15 protein-coding genes are annotated in these 13,385 nt (G+C 60.1%); 3 read left to right on the forward strand and 12 right to left on the reverse strand.

Annotated elements, in window-relative coordinates:
• From BN2476_RS14885 to BN2476_RS14915, 7 genes are read right to left on the reverse strand one after another with little or no spacing between them, the layout of a single operon-like run.
• Complete coding sequence (locus BN2476_RS14885; protein WP_087734942.1) at positions 1–357, reverse strand: SUF system Fe-S cluster assembly protein; 357 nt, start codon at positions 355–357, stop codon at positions 1–3.
• Between the two features lie 19 nt (positions 358–376).
• The gene (sufU, locus tag BN2476_RS14890) at positions 377–832 is read right to left on the reverse strand and encodes a Fe-S cluster assembly sulfur transfer protein SufU (RefSeq protein WP_087734943.1); all 456 of its coding nucleotides are present in this window, start codon (positions 830–832) and stop codon (positions 377–379) included.
• Entirely contained in the window at positions 829–2,082 is a 1,254-nt protein-coding gene (locus tag BN2476_RS14895; protein WP_087734944.1) for a cysteine desulfurase, read from the reverse strand. Before BN2476_RS14895 ends, sufU begins: the two co-directional genes overlap by 4 nt.
• Complete coding sequence (gene sufD / locus BN2476_RS14900) at positions 2,079–3,404, reverse strand: Fe-S cluster assembly protein SufD (RefSeq protein WP_087734945.1); 1,326 nt, start codon at positions 3,402–3,404, stop codon at positions 2,079–2,081. The genes BN2476_RS14895 and sufD overlap by 4 nt, the downstream gene beginning before the upstream one ends.
• 42 nt (positions 3,405–3,446) lie before the next feature.
• Positions 3,447–4,229, reverse strand: a complete 783-nt coding sequence (sufC, locus tag BN2476_RS14905) for a Fe-S cluster assembly ATPase SufC (protein WP_087734946.1) — start codon at positions 4,227–4,229, stop codon at positions 3,447–3,449.
• A gap of 13 nt (positions 4,230–4,242) precedes the next feature.
• Positions 4,243–5,691 (reverse strand): Fe-S cluster assembly protein SufB, encoded by a 1,449-nt coding sequence (sufB, locus tag BN2476_RS14910; RefSeq protein ID WP_087734947.1) that lies wholly within the window; start codon positions 5,689–5,691, stop codon positions 4,243–4,245.
• A gap of 12 nt (positions 5,692–5,703) precedes the next feature.
• A complete protein-coding gene (locus tag BN2476_RS14915; RefSeq protein WP_087734948.1) occupies positions 5,704–6,234 on the reverse strand; it encodes an SUF system Fe-S cluster assembly regulator in 531 nt (176 codons plus the stop codon).
• Between the two features lie 667 nt (positions 6,235–6,901).
• On the opposite strand from BN2476_RS14915, the gene BN2476_RS14920 reads away from it, so the two are divergent.
• Positions 6,902–7,165: a hypothetical protein gene (locus BN2476_RS14920; protein WP_087734949.1), complete on the forward strand. Its 264-nt coding sequence runs from the start codon at positions 6,902–6,904 to the stop codon at positions 7,163–7,165.
• Positions 7,152–8,531 carry a nicotinate phosphoribosyltransferase gene (locus tag BN2476_RS14925; RefSeq protein WP_087734950.1) on the forward strand — a complete coding sequence of 460 codons (1,380 nt, stop codon included), beginning with the start codon at positions 7,152–7,154 and terminating at the stop codon, positions 8,529–8,531. Before BN2476_RS14920 ends, BN2476_RS14925 begins: the two co-directional genes overlap by 14 nt.
• Positions 8,532–8,625: 94 nt before the next feature.
• On the opposite strand, the gene BN2476_RS14930 is transcribed toward BN2476_RS14925, so the two are convergent.
• Positions 8,626–8,898: a hypothetical protein gene (locus tag BN2476_RS14930; protein ID WP_143810970.1), complete on the reverse strand. Its 273-nt coding sequence runs from the start codon at positions 8,896–8,898 to the stop codon at positions 8,626–8,628.
• A 571-nt stretch (positions 8,899–9,469) separates the two neighbouring features.
• A complete protein-coding gene (locus BN2476_RS14935) occupies positions 9,470–9,922 on the reverse strand; it encodes a PA2169 family four-helix-bundle protein (protein WP_087734952.1) in 453 nt (150 codons plus the stop codon).
• Positions 9,923–10,002: 80 nt separating this feature from the next.
• Here BN2476_RS14935 and BN2476_RS49335 point away from each other — a divergent pair, with 80 nt between their 5' ends.
• Positions 10,003–10,125 (forward strand): hypothetical protein, encoded by a 123-nt coding sequence (locus BN2476_RS49335; RefSeq protein ID WP_268957902.1) that lies wholly within the window; start codon positions 10,003–10,005, stop codon positions 10,123–10,125.
• A 112-nt stretch (positions 10,126–10,237) separates the two neighbouring features.
• Here BN2476_RS49335 and BN2476_RS14940 read toward each other — a convergent pair whose 3' ends face one another.
• The 3 genes from BN2476_RS14940 to gcvA form a co-directional block, all read right to left on the reverse strand.
• Complete coding sequence (locus BN2476_RS14940; RefSeq protein WP_087734953.1) at positions 10,238–10,588, reverse strand: RidA family protein; 351 nt, start codon at positions 10,586–10,588, stop codon at positions 10,238–10,240.
• Positions 10,589–10,622: 34 nt separating this feature from the next.
• A complete protein-coding gene (locus BN2476_RS14945; RefSeq protein WP_162849248.1) occupies positions 10,623–11,954 on the reverse strand; it encodes an NAD(P)/FAD-dependent oxidoreductase in 1,332 nt (443 codons plus the stop codon).
• A 352-nt stretch (positions 11,955–12,306) separates the two neighbouring features.
• Positions 12,307–13,215, reverse strand: a complete 909-nt coding sequence (gcvA, locus tag BN2476_RS14950) for a transcriptional regulator GcvA (RefSeq protein WP_087735121.1) — start codon at positions 13,213–13,215, stop codon at positions 12,307–12,309.
• Positions 13,216–13,385 lie beyond the last annotated feature (170 nt).

Here is a 13,385-nt window from a genome sequence, read left to right on the forward strand (position 1 = left end):
TCAAAGCATCCCCAGCTGCAAACGCGCGGCCTCGGACATCCGCTCTTTCGTCCACGGCGGTTCCCACACCAGTTCCACTCGTACGCTGTTCACGCCTGTCACCGAATACACGGCATCCTCGACCGTCGCGGGAAACGTCTGCGCGACGGGACAACCCGGCGCGGTCAGCGTCATGCGGATCGCCACCGTGCCTGCTTCGTCGTCAACGTCCATGTCATACACCAGCCCGAGATCATAGATGTTCACGGGAATCTCCGGATCGAACACCGTACGCAACGCTTCGATCACGCGCAAGCGCAGATCGCCGTCACCAGACTCCAGCGCGTCGGCCCGTTTGAACCAGTCGAACCCAGTCATGTCCTTTCGCCTCATTGCATCATTCCGTCGATATCGTGCCGTGCTCGTCGTGCAAAGCCGCGTGCAGCGTATGCCATGCGAGCGTCGCGCACTTCACGCGCGCCGGAAACTCGCGCACGCCCGAAAGCGCCGCGAGCTTGCCGAGACCTGCCTCGTTTGCAGCGGGTGTGTCCGCCGGTGTCGTCACCATGTCGTGGAACGAACCGAAGAGCGCCTCCACTTCCTGCTCGCTGCGGCCCTTCAGCGACTCCGTCATCAGCGAAGCCGATGCGATGGCGATCGCGCAGCCTGTCCCCTCGAACCCCGCGTCTTTCACGACACCGTTTTCGATGCGCAGATACAGCGTGATGCGATCTCCGCATAGCGGGTTGTATCCTTCCGCCCGGTGATTTGCATTGGCCAGCGCATGACAGTTTCTCGGCCGCCGGTAGTGGTCGAAAATGACTTCCTGATAGAGATCACGCAAACTGCTCATTGCCCAAACACCTCATGCACACGCGCTATTCCTTCGACGAGCGCATCGACTTCGGCCCGCGTGTTGTACAGCGCGAACGAAGCGCGCACGGTTGCCGGTACGCCATAGCGCTGCATTACCGGCATAGCGCAATGATGGCCCGCGCGCACCGCGACGCCTTGATGATCGAGGATCGTGCCGACGTCGTGCGCGTGCACGTGGTCGAGCACAAACGACACAATGGCCGCCTTTTCGTGCGCGGTGCCGATCAGCCGCAGATGCGGGACGGCACGCATTGCACCCGTCGCATACGCAAGCAGGTCGGCCTCGTGTGCGCCGATCGTATCGGCACCGATTGCGCTCACATAGTCGAGCGCCACTGCGAGAGCGATCGCACCGCAGATGTTCGGCGTGCCCGCCTCGAATTTCCATGGAATGGCGTTGTAATCGGTCTTCTCGAACGTCACCGAGCGAATCATGTCGCCACCGCCTTGCCAAGGCGGCATCGCTTCCAGCTTGTCCGCGCGCGCGTATAGCGCGCCGATTCCCGTCGGCCCATACACCTTGTGCCCCGAGAACGCATAGAAATCGCAATCGAGCGCCCGCACGTCGACGGGCAGGTGCGCAATGGCTTGCGCACCGTCGACCAGCACCGGCACGCCGCGCGCATGCGCGATTTCGATCAGCCGCGCGACCGGGTTGACGGTGCCTAGCGCATTCGATACATGCGCGATCGACACCATGCGCGTGCGCTCGCCGAGCATCCGCACGTATGCATCGACATCGAGCGTGCCGCTGTCATCGATCGGCACGACCTTCAGCACCGCGCTCGTCTGCTCGCACAGCAGTTGCCACGGCACGATGTTCGAGTGATGCTCCATCGCGCTGATCAGGATCTCGTCACCAGGTTTCGCGAGTGGACGCAGATAGCTTTGCGCGACGAGATTGATCGCCTCCGTCGTACCGCGGACGTACACGATTTCCTCTGCCCTGGCGGCATTGACGAAGCGGGCAATCCGGGCACGCGCGGCTTCGTAGGCGTCAGTGGCGCACTGCGACAGGTGATGCACGCCGCGATGCACGTTGGCGTTCATGTGCTCGTAATACGCGCGTTCCGCATCGATCACGGCCGAAGGCTTCTGGGTTGTCGCCCCATTGTCGAGATAGACCAGCGGCGCGCCGCGCACACGTTCGCGCAGAATCGGAAAATCGCTTCGCCAGCGCGCAACCGTATCGGAGTCCGGGACGCACACAGGTTCGAACGGCTTCATATCAGCCCCCGCATATACTCGCCTTCCGGCACACGCGCCAGCAGCAGTTTCTTGAGTCTGCTGCGCACCGCGCCGATATTCACCCGCTCCACGCTGTCGCGCGCAAACCCCCATACGAGCAAAGCCCGCGCAATGCGTTCGTCGATGCCACGCGAGCGCAGATAGAACAACTGGTTCTCGTCGAGCTGACCGACAGTTGCGCCATGCGTACATTTCACGTCGTCGGCGTGAATTTCAAGTTGCGGCTTCGTGTCGATTTGCGCGTCGCGCGATAGCAGGAGGTTGTAGTTCGCCTGATGCGTGTCGGTCCGCTGCGCGTCCTTACGCACGATCACGTTCCCGTTGAATACGCCATGCGATGCGCCGTCGAGCACGCCGCGATAGTATTCGCGGCTCGTGCCATCCGGCTTCTCGTGATCGATGCGCGTGTGATGATCGACATGCTGCCGCGCGCCCACGAAATACAGCCCGTTCAGTTCGGCGTATGTATCGAAAGCCCGGAGCGCCGTGTCGATCTCCGTGCGTGACAGCGCGCCGCCAAGCGCGAACGAATGTGACGTAAAGCGGCTCGCGCGCTGCTGCGTGACGTCGACGCGCGCGATGTGAAAGGCGCTACGCGCTTCCTGCTGGACGCGGCAATGCTGGATGTTCGCCTCCTCGCCGGCGACTATCTTCGTTACCGTGTTGAGGAGATACGCATCGTCTGCGATGCCTACGAACTGCTCAACAACCGAGCAGCGCGAGCGCGCGTCCGCCAGTATCGCGTTGAAAGGATGTATCGCGAGGCCGGCTTCGTCGGTCAGAAAAAGCATGACGAGCGGAGTCTCGATCGTACAATCCGGTGGCAACAGGAGTACATATCCGTCGCTCAGGAATGCCGTATTCAACGCCGCAAAACCGTCACGCGGCGCCTGCTGCCCGATGACTTCCCGAAGCCGCTCCGGCACCTCGCGGATCGCGCGTGTCAGACTGCCCACGAATGCCGCCTCCGGCAACGCCGGCATGCGCGACAGTCTCGGCATATGGCGGCCGTTGACGAACACGAGCCGGCCTACCTCCTTGTCGGGCACGAGATCGTCGACGATGCCGGAAACATCCATGTGGTCACTTTGAGGCGAAGCGAAATGCCACGACCGCTTCGCGATGGTGGCCACATTCGTGTACTTCCAGTCTTCGAGTTGCGTCGTAGGAAAGCCAAGCTCCTCGAACTGCTCGAACGCATGGCGCCGTGCGTTGCGCAACCAGCGGCGTTCCGCGCCTGGCAGTATGCTCGACAGGGTCTCGAATGCTTGATTGAGGTACTCGAGCGTCGCTTCATTCATTTGACGTCTGCTCCTCGCGATATCACGTGTGACCACCTTGCGTCAGCGGGCGCCAGACGGTTCGGAATGCGGCTCGGCCGACCCATCGGTATCAAGCCAGCCGTAACCCTTGCGTTCCAGTTCAAGTGCCAGCTCGCGCGTCCCGGATTTCGCAATGCGCCCGTGCGAAAGCACGTGCACGTAATCGGGCACGACGTACTCGAGCAGACGCTGATAATGCGTCACCACCACGATTGCGCGGTCCGCGCTGCGCATCTGGTTGATGCCCCGCGCCACCACCTGCAACGCGTCGATATCGAGGCCCGAATCGGTCTCGTCGAGAATCGCGAGGCGCGGCTCCAGTACCGCCATCTGCAGGATCTCGTTGCGCTTCTTCTCGCCCCCCGAAAATCCTTCGTTGACAGCGCGATACAGCAGGCTTTCCTCCATCTGCATGAGCGCCATCTTCTCCTTGACCGCCTCCAGAAACTCGATTGCGTCCATTTCGGGCTCACCGCGGTGCTTGCGCTGTTCATTCAACGCGGCCTTCAACAGGTACACGTTGCTCACGCCCGGTATTTCGACCGGGTACTGAAACGCGAGAAAAAGCCCTTCCCGTGCGCGATCTTCTGGCGCAAGCGCGAGCAGATCACGGCCCGCGTACTGCACGCTGCCGCCCGTCACGCGGTAATGTGAATGGCCCGCCAGCACGTGCGCAAGCGTGCTCTTGCCCGAACCGTTCGGGCCCATGATCGCGTGCACCTCGCCCGCCCTCACGCGCAGATCCACTCCGCACAAAATGGGCTTGCCTTCCACTTCAACGTTCAGATTGCTGATTTCAAGCATGATCGTTGCACCGTCAGCCTATGCTGCCTTCCAGACTCACACCGAGCAGCTTCTGTGCTTCCACTGCGAACTCCATCGGCAGCTCCTTGAATACTTCCTTGCAAAAGCCATTGACGATCATCGACACCGCGTCCTCCTCCGACAAACCGCGCTGCAGGCAGTAGAAGAGCTGGTCCTCGCCGATGCGCGACGTCGATGCCTCGTGTTCGACCTTCGCAGTCGGGTTCTTCACCTCGATATACGGAAACGTGAGCGCACTGCATCGATCGCCAAGCAGCAGCGAATCGCACTGCGTGTAGTTGCGGGCATCCTCCGCCGAGCGGGCGATTTTCACGAGCCCGCGATAAGCGTTACTGCCGTGGCCCGCAGAAATGCCTTTCGACAAAATCGTGCTGCGTGTGTTGCGGCCCAGATGCGTCATCTTTGTTCCCGTGTCGGCCTGCTGATAGTTGTTGGTGAGCGCCACCGAATAGAATTCGCCGACCGCGTTGTCGCCTTGCAGGATCACGCTTGGGTATTTCCACGTGATCGCGGAGCCGGTTTCGACCTGCGTCCATGAAATTTTCGAGTCCGCTTCGCGGCAATCGCCACGCTTGGTCACGAAGTTGTAGATCCCACCACGCCCATGCGCATCGCCCGGATACCAGTTCTGCACCGTCGAATAGCGGATCTGCGCACCCTCCAGCGCAACCAGTTCCACCACCGCGGCGTGCAGCTGGTTTTCATCGCGCATCGGTGCGGTACACCCCTCCAGATAACTGACGTATGCCCCCTTGTCCGCGATGATGAGCGTGCGCTCGAACTGCCCCGTGTTCTGGGCGTTGATGCGGAAATACGTGGAGAGTTCGACCGGGCAATGCACACCCGGCGGGATGTAGCAAAACGATCCGTCACTAAACACTGCGGAGTTCAGCGCAGCGAAGAAGTTGTCGGTGTGCGGCACCACCGAGCCGAGATATTGCCGCACGAGTTCAGGGTGTGTCTGCACCGCGTCCGAAAACGAACAGAACACGATGCCGAGCGCACCAAGTTTTTCGCGAAATGTGGTCGCTACCGACACGCTGTCGAACACGGCATCCACCGCGACACCCGCGAGAATCTCGCGCTCCTTCAGCGGCACGCCCAGTTTCTCGTACGTGCGAAGCAACTCCGGATCGACCTCTTCCAGGCTCTTCGGGCGATCCTTCGGTGTAACGGGCGCCGAATAATAGGCAATGTCCTGATAATCGATCGGCGGGTGCTCAACGGTGGCCCAGTGCGGCTCGGTCATCGTCAGCCAGTGCCGATAGGCAGCGAGCCGCCATTCGAGCATGAATTCGGGTTCGTTCTTCTTTTCTGAAATCAGCCGGATAACGTCCTCGGACACGCCACGTGGCAATGTGTCCGACAGCACATCGGTCACGAACCCATGCTTGTATTCGCGCCGGATCAGATCGTCGATTCTGGACGTGGTCGAACTCATGCATGTCCTCCTTCAACGTTGCTGGGGCCGGATGACGGTCCTATGTTGCGAGACTGAAACCGGCCGCGTGCGGTCGATTCCCGTATGCCGAAGCGGCAACAGGCTTCGCGCGCGAATCGCGCTGATATCGACTTCGCTCAGCGTCGGACCCGCCATATCGGCGAGCGACACCTGGTTCAGCGCTTCGAGTATCAGCCGGTTGACCTTCTGCCAGTTGGCGCGTGCGCTGCATACCGCTTCCTGCGTGCATAGCCCCGGAAACGCGCTGCACTCGGTCATCCCGAACGGACCGTCGACGATCACGATCAAATCGGACAGCGTGATCCGCTGCGGCGGCAGAGCGAGCTGATAGCCCCCGCTCACGCCTCGCACTGACGCCAGCACACCACCGCGCGCAAGCATCTTCATCACTTTCGACACGGTCGGGGCCGGGATGCCGGTGGCTTCCGCGAGGCAGCCGGCACTTTTCACAGTGTCCGGCTCCCGTGCCATCGTGATCATGATCACCGTGGCATAGTCGGCTAGCTTGCTCATCCGCAGCATGGCTGTCCCTCCCCCGATTCACCGCATCGAATCCGTACCAAATCAGTCCCGATTCGTAAACAAGGCTAGCACTCTGTTGTCCCTGGGAAAAGGAAAGACATCACTGTGCGTAGACGTTCTACGCATGCGGTTGGGTTACGGCTGCTCAGGATCAGGACGTAGATATTTCCGCTTTGCAATGTGTCGGCCAATGATGCTGGAGATGACGCTGCATGAGCGCGGCGACAGGCGGTCGTACGCGATTCCCACTCATCGCAGCAGCCCCTTGGCGAGCTCTAGCCGCAACTGTGTCGCGAATTCCAGACGGGACGCCGCGCTGATTTCCCGGCCTGTCTCGATGCGCTGATTTCTCTCGCACTACACTGCTCCTTCCCTGCTGCGCACGCCGCCGGATCACGCCGTGCGACGCGGCCTGCGATCGCAATTGCGCAATAACCATACCCCCAAATCCGTTCTTAATAACCTCGAGGAGCAGCCGGCTCCACCTCACCGCATCACTGCGAGGCACATCGCATGCGCGCGCGAGGCCCGGTGAACTGGGCCTGTTCGCGGGTAAAACGAACCTGCTGATCCCGATGCGCTAATGTGGGATCAGGGCTATCTCGACGGCCGGCAGATGGCACGTGCCTTTTAGCTGCTTCAATCGCGCAACCTGATCTGGTCGCGGATGATGCACGAGTATCCGCCCGGCGAACACATCGAGCCTGCGGATCTGATGGCATCGAACACGGATACGATGCCTGCCATACCGCCGCCTGCACAGGAAATGCTGCGACAACTGTACGGGCGCAATTCGGTGGCCGAGGGGCGGTATCACGTTCGCGGCCCCGCGGTGGCGCTCGCCAATCTCAAGGCGCCGGTGTTTGCGGCACCTTGTGAGCGACAAGAACGCCTGCACGGAGCATCAGGAGGAACGTATGCCGATCAATGACACAGCCGGCGTGCCGTCCTGTGACGGTGCGCTGCTAACCGACCTGTACGAGCTCACCATGCTGCAGACTTATTTCGAGCGTGGCATGAACGGGCTTGCGGTGTTCGAGCTGTTCGTCCGGACGCTACCGCCGCAGCGCAATTTTCTTGTCGCAGCGGGGCTGGAACAGGCCATTGAGTATCTGACCGCGCTGCGTCTGCGCGACGATGAACGCGACTGGCTGCATCGAAGCGGGCGATTTACCCCGGCATTCATCGCATCGCTTGCCGATCTGCACTTCACCGGCGACGTCCTGGCCATGCCCGAAGGTACAGTCTGCTTTCCGAACGAGCCGTTGCTCCAGATTGCTGCGCCGCTGCGCGAGGCTCAACTGGTGGAGAGCCGGCTGCTCAACCTGCTTCATTACCAGACGCTCGTTGCCAGCAAGGCTGCCCGTTGTGTGCAGGCTGCGGCGAACAAGCCCGTGATCGATTTCGGACTACGGCGGGCGCATGGAGCGGAAGCGGCCTTGCTCTCGGCACGCGCCAGCTATCTGGCAGGATTTGCCGGCACCGCAACCGTGCCGGCGAATGCCTGGTTCGGCATCCCATTGTTCGGCACCATGGCGCATTCGTTCATTCAGGTGCATGACGATGAACTGGATGCGTTCGAGGCATTCGCCCGTGCCCAGGCGAACAATACCCTGCTGATCGACACATACGACACCGAAGCGGCCGCCCGCAAGGTTGTCGCGCTCGCCCACCGGCTCAGGACCGATGGGATCGAAATCCGCGCGGTACGGATTGATAGTGGCGACCTTGGGGAACACGCGCGGCGCGTACGCGCCATTCTCGATGCGGGCGGGCTGCGGCAGACGCAGATATTTGCAAGCGGAAACCTGGATGAATACCGGCTCGAAGCACTGCAACGACAAGGCACACCTATCGATGGTTATGGCGTCGGCACGCATGTGGGCACGTCGGCTGACGCACCGTACCTGGACTGTGTTTACAAGCTGCAGGAATATGCCGGTCGGGCACGTCGCAAACGCTCGGAGCACAAAGCCACTTGGCCGGGCCGAAAGCAGGTATATCGATACGTCGATGAAAGCGGCCACCTGCTGCACGATGTGCTCACCCTCGCAACGGATCAACAGGATGGCATGGCGCTGCTCAGTCCCGTCATCAAGGCGGGGCAGCGCATCCAGCCACAGGTGCCGCTCGATCAGGCTCGCGTCTATTGCAAAGCGCAGATTGAAGCGCTGCCCGCGGCACTGCGCGCGATGAACGGCACAAGGCCATACGCCGTCACCATTGCCGAGCCGCTGCGCGCGCTGACACGTGAGGTGGACAGCTCGACGACGCCCTCGATTGCCCCAAATCGCTAACTGATGTGGAAAGGCAGCGAGCGGGACGTGGTACGGCGCTCCGTATCATCGCGGACTTCGCGCTGCCCTGGTCGTAAGTCGGTCAATCATTCGATCAAGGGCAGAACCATACGTCGAGCACCCACGGCAGCGCAGCAAGACGGTTTGCCATGGCGATCAGCGCGTCGTCCGGGACCCACGTGAGAATCAGGCTCATTTCTTCGTAGATCGCGCCGCTATTCGCCACTGCGCGGCAGCGCCGCACGTGCGACGCGTACTGACCGATGACCTGCCATAGCGTGATGACCTGCAACTGTCCAGGACGACAGCGAACGCCAAACGTGCGAGCGGTGGCGCAGACCAGGATGGGTTCTCGTGGCGATAGCACGTTACCGCCTCTGGCAGCTGTTGGAGGTGGATCGGGTGTCGTGGCTGAACGCGGCATTATTTTTCGACAGGGGCCGCCTTTATGCAGGCGACCCGGGATCTCGGCTCCGCTGGCCGCACCACGCGGCCAGCTGCGTAGACGATAGACCGCCTCGATTGACGCAGCATGTGTGCCCGATGATTTTCCTCAGTTCGTTCTCCGCGTCGATACATGCCGAGCGAGGGTTTTCGCCTGGTGCTCCCTTGTCGCTTCGCGCGTCGTCATGTCTGGGCCTGCTCCAAAGCCGTCGTAACATTCACCACCATAGGCCGGCCGTTCTTCAGGGTTCGGAGTAACCGGTACGCTCCCCAGCAGCTGCTCGCTGATCAAAGGCCGGGTAGATTCTGCCAACGGTCGGCAGTTTCTACCATCCGTGCATGATCGAGGCGGTCGAGATTCCTCTAACCGTTCAGACAGCGTTTTTGTCCCACCGCATATCGCGCACCTCCGGATGCCCGCCTCGACGCGCACGAGAAACACGAACCGCCCAAATCATACGAACGGGAATACCACTCTGCACGGGCAGCTGCGTTCAGGCTTTGACCGGCGCATATTGATCGCGCAACGCGCGAATGCGATCGTGATCCTGTGCCAGGCCCAGATAAAGCCGCTCGACAACGGCATTCACATCAGCAGGCAGATCCTGCTCAAGTGCATCGTGAAACCGCTTCTCTGCAGCATCTTCTTCCTTTTCGCAATCGGCAAGGATCGCATGATCGGTGAGGCCGCCGACTGCAGACTTCAAACCGAGCCAGCCGCGATGCAACATACCCGCCACGCTGCCGTCACTTTTAGGCCTGCCGCCAAGCTCCAACACGAGGTTATGCAGTTCGCGCGCATCACGCGAGCAGAGTTCGGCACTTTCGAGCAATGCATCGTTCACACTCGAGTGCCGCACCTCCTTGGCTGCTTTCATGAATTCGCGCTCGCCGTCTTTCGACGTTTCGATTAACGCGTTCAACAGGACAATGATATTGGTCGTCATAGGTACGCTCCCCTCGGGTAGTCTCGTGAGACGCCACCCCGCTTCAGCACGCGCCATGCCCGTCTGGCCCCGCACCATCCATGAAGCAAACGACAGCGGCGCACTGGAGAGCCGAGCGCGAAGCGGATGTCGAACTGCCACCCGAAGCGAACACGCACCTGCGTCCGCCGCTCGCCACCATGACCTACGGGCACTGTTCATAAGGGAAGACTTACGAACACCGCCCGTTCATTAAACTATATAGCCGTCTTGTCTAAATGCCACACGCGCTCCCAGTCGCAGACCGGCGTGCCGTTTAAAGGCAGACACGTGAATCTAGACAGCCGCCACGATCACGACTTCGATCAGCTTTTCGCGCTGTGCCAGAGTCGCCCCCACCGTCGCACGCGGCGGCGTGTGTCCCGACGGCACCCACGCGTCCCACACTTCATTCATCGCCGCAGCCTGTGACATATCGGACAGAAAAATCTGGCATGACAGAATGCGTGATTTGTCGGACCCATGTTCTGCAAGTAGTGCATCGATCGATGCCAACACCTGGCGTGTCTGACCCGCCATGTCCTGCGTAATGTCTTCAGGTACCTGACCGGCAAGGTAGATCGTTCCCTGATGGATGGCGACTTCGGACAGACGCTTCCCTACATGGCTACGCTTGATTTCGGGCATCTTCACTCCTCTTCGTGTCGTTGGCGATAGAAAACTAGCGTTCAGCACCGGCGAGCGCGGCCTGGTATTTGATCGACGAAACGACGCCTATGCGTCTGATCGGCTCCGGAGGTAGCCAGCTCGGGCCTTCCAGACTGAGCGCGTCAGACAGTTGCGAAGACTGGGCACCCATGGCCATCTCGCCCAATAACTTGCCGTATGTCGTTCCTTTCAGCACGCCGGCGCCATTGCATCCCAATGATGCGAACAGGCCGGGACGCAGCTCTCCAAAGAACGTGGCGCCGTTGCGTGTCAACGCCGTTGTCCCTCCCCACACATACTCGAAATCATGAGCTTTCATGTTCGGATAGCGGCGCTGATAGCAGCTCGTCAGCTGAGCCAGCGTATCGGAAGGTGACTGCTCCCGCTCATATGAATAGGCGCTGCGCACCATGAATCGTCCATCGTGGACACGGCGCAATGTCGTGCCCAGACGGTTGGCGGGTATGACGCCCCACTCTTGGGTATCGCCGAGTTTCTTCAGCTCCGACTCGGAGAGCCTGGGAGTGACCGCCGCATAGGTGAAGATCGTGATCAGCCTGTCACGCAGTATGCCTAACGCTTTGGCGAACCCGTTGTTGGCCAATATGACTCGATCAGCCATGTATTCCGCCTCGGATGTGGTGATCCGAAACGGAGAGGATTCGCTAAGCTGAATGACAGGCTCGTTCTCGATCAGAACGACGTTCGATGGCTGACTATCTGCCAGTCCCCGGATCAATGCGGCAGGCTGGACGAAAACATTATTGGGCGAATGAAATCCGTAACGGTAGTAGCCGGTGCCGAGCTTTTCCCGCAGCGCATCGCGATCATACTCTTCGAAGTTCACGCCCCATTCCCGGTATTGAGCCAATGATACGCTGAGATTCTCTACGCCCGAATCGCTCGCTGCGGCATGGAACTTTCCGGCCGGATTCCAGCTACAGTCAATCCGATGTTCGCGAACGACCTGCTCAAGCCAACGCAAACCAGCGTCATACAGGCGAATCTGCTTGCGAGCAATTTCCAGCGGGCTGGTGTGGCCGCCCATCTTGGTGTTGTGCGGCAGATTGATAACGAAACCCGAATTGCGCCCGGACGAACCTTCGCCTATGGTCGAGGCTTCAAGCACCAACACTGGCTGGTCGGGCTGCATCTCTGCGATGCGGCGCGCGGCAGCAAGACCCGTGTATCCACCACCGATCACAATCGTGCCGAACCGCCGGATACTCGTTCGAGAACACTTTGGACGCTCGGGCAGCATCGCATTCCAGCCCGAGCCAAGTTGATACGTGGGGTATTTCCCGGCGGTCACGTCGGAAGTAGGGAGACCTTGTCGGATATGCATGGAATCACCGCTACGATCGAAATATCATTGCGCTCGCGCCTCGAGCGCCTGCGAGCGAACAGCGGACCGTGTCAAAGCCCACGCCCCTTCGTACAAGGAAAGGAGATCGGCTTCCTCGATGGTTTAGTCTCTTCTCATAATGCCGAGGAAGCCATGACTTCCGGCTAATATCAGCAACCCAAATGATGAGCTTAACTGCGCTTTGATTTTCTGGCTCGCACTGCACGCCGAAAGAAGGCGCATTAATCACGTGCGTTGAACTGCCGTGCACACTGGGATCAGATGTCGTGATCGTTGAACGTCATACAGGAGTGTGCGATCCACGTCGACATGATCACGTGGACCATCATCGTCATGCCTCGCGTTGGGCATATCTGCCGGCTTCCGCAAGCAGCCAGTGCGCGAACGCCTGCAGTTGCGGTGAATTCTGCTTGGACTCGGGATAGACAAAGTAGTATCCCTTTTCGCTCCGTAGAGACATGCTGAACGGTAGCACCAGTTCTCCCGTCTCGACCTCGTGCGATACAAAGAACCGAGGAACAAGTGCAATGCCAAGTCCGGCACGCGCCGCTTCGACGAGCATCGAGAACAGTTCATAACGCTGCCCTCGCATGCAATCGATGTCATCAGCAATGCCAGCCTGCGCGAGCCATTGCCGCCATGCATCCGGTCTTGCTGACTGGTGAAGCAGCGTAAACTTAGGGACGTCCTGAGGCTCGAGCGAGTTTCTTCCCTGCAATAGTCGCGGACTGCAAACCGGCGTCATCTCCTCACCGAAGAGGTAGGTCGTTATGGACCCGGGCCATACGGGATCGCCGAAGTGAATAGCTGCGTCAAACGGCGTGTCTGTGAACAGGAATGGTTCTGCCCGTGTCGTCAGGTTGACCGTAACGTGTTCATGCTCCGCATAGAACTGTGGAAGCCGGGGAATCAGCCACCGGGTTGCGAACGTCGGAATGACGGCAAGCTCAAGAATCCCGCCGGCGTTCCGATGCGCCATTGCCGCCAGGGCATTCCGCTCTATCCGGTCAAGATCTTCGCGAACCTGCCTCGCATATACCTCACCTATCTCGGTCAGGCTGAGCCTCTTCTTCACACGGTTAAACAGCGGTACGCCCAGATAATCCTCCAGGCTCGCCACTTGACGGCCGACGGCGCTCTGTGTCAAAGCCAGCTCATCGGCGCTGCGGGTAAAGCTCAGATGGCGCGCTGCTGCCTCAAAAGCGATCAGCGCTTCGATACTCGGGATTCTTCGCCTCACGTTCATTCCTCAAACGCACAACGTTGCGAGTTTATATCGTTTGCTGCCCGTCGACCATGAAGTAACAATGACTTCCATGACATACGGGAAGTACCCGGTCCTATTGCCTTCACTAGCTCTCTGGTCATCCGGATGAGTGGGTCCGCGTTGTAGCGCTCGCTTCACAATAT

The sequence above is a fragment of the Paraburkholderia piptadeniae genome, assembly GCF_900007165.1.
Taxonomy (GTDB): Bacteria; Pseudomonadota; Gammaproteobacteria; order Burkholderiales; family Burkholderiaceae; genus Paraburkholderia; species Paraburkholderia piptadeniae.

What these genes read in the sequence shown, in the direction of transcription:
- BN2476_RS14885 (WP_087734942.1), bottom strand. Translation starts at nt 357, where the DNA reads ATGACTGGGTTCGACTGGTTCAAACGGGCCGACGCGCTGGAGTCTGGT.
- sufU (WP_087734943.1), bottom strand. Translation starts at nt 832, where the DNA reads ATGAGCAGTTTGCGTGATCTCTATCAGGAAGTCATTTTCGACCACTAC.
- BN2476_RS14895 (WP_087734944.1), bottom strand. Translation starts at nt 2,082, where the DNA reads ATGAAGCCGTTCGAACCTGTGTGCGTCCCGGACTCCGATACGGTTGCG.
- sufD (WP_087734945.1), bottom strand. Translation starts at nt 3,404, where the DNA reads ATGAATGAAGCGACGCTCGAGTACCTCAATCAAGCATTCGAGACCCTG.
- sufC (WP_087734946.1), bottom strand. Translation starts at nt 4,229, where the DNA reads ATGCTTGAAATCAGCAATCTGAACGTTGAAGTGGAAGGCAAGCCCATT.
- sufB (WP_087734947.1), bottom strand. Translation starts at nt 5,691, where the DNA reads ATGAGTTCGACCACGTCCAGAATCGACGATCTGATCCGGCGCGAATAC.
- BN2476_RS14915 (WP_087734948.1), bottom strand. Translation starts at nt 6,234, where the DNA reads ATGCTGCGGATGAGCAAGCTAGCCGACTATGCCACGGTGATCATGATC.
- BN2476_RS14920 (WP_087734949.1), top strand. Translation starts at nt 6,902, where the DNA reads ATGATGCACGAGTATCCGCCCGGCGAACACATCGAGCCTGCGGATCTG.
- BN2476_RS14925 (WP_087734950.1), top strand. Translation starts at nt 7,152, where the DNA reads ATGCCGATCAATGACACAGCCGGCGTGCCGTCCTGTGACGGTGCGCTG.
- BN2476_RS14935 (WP_087734952.1), bottom strand. Translation starts at nt 9,922, where the DNA reads ATGACGACCAATATCATTGTCCTGTTGAACGCGTTAATCGAAACGTCG.
- BN2476_RS49335 (WP_268957902.1), top strand. Translation starts at nt 10,003, where the DNA reads ATGAAGCAAACGACAGCGGCGCACTGGAGAGCCGAGCGCGAAGCGGAT.
- BN2476_RS14940 (WP_087734953.1), bottom strand. Translation starts at nt 10,588, where the DNA reads ATGCCCGAAATCAAGCGTAGCCATGTAGGGAAGCGTCTGTCCGAAGTC.
- BN2476_RS14945 (WP_162849248.1), bottom strand. Translation starts at nt 11,954, where the DNA reads ATGCATATCCGACAAGGTCTCCCTACTTCCGACGTGACCGCCGGGAAA.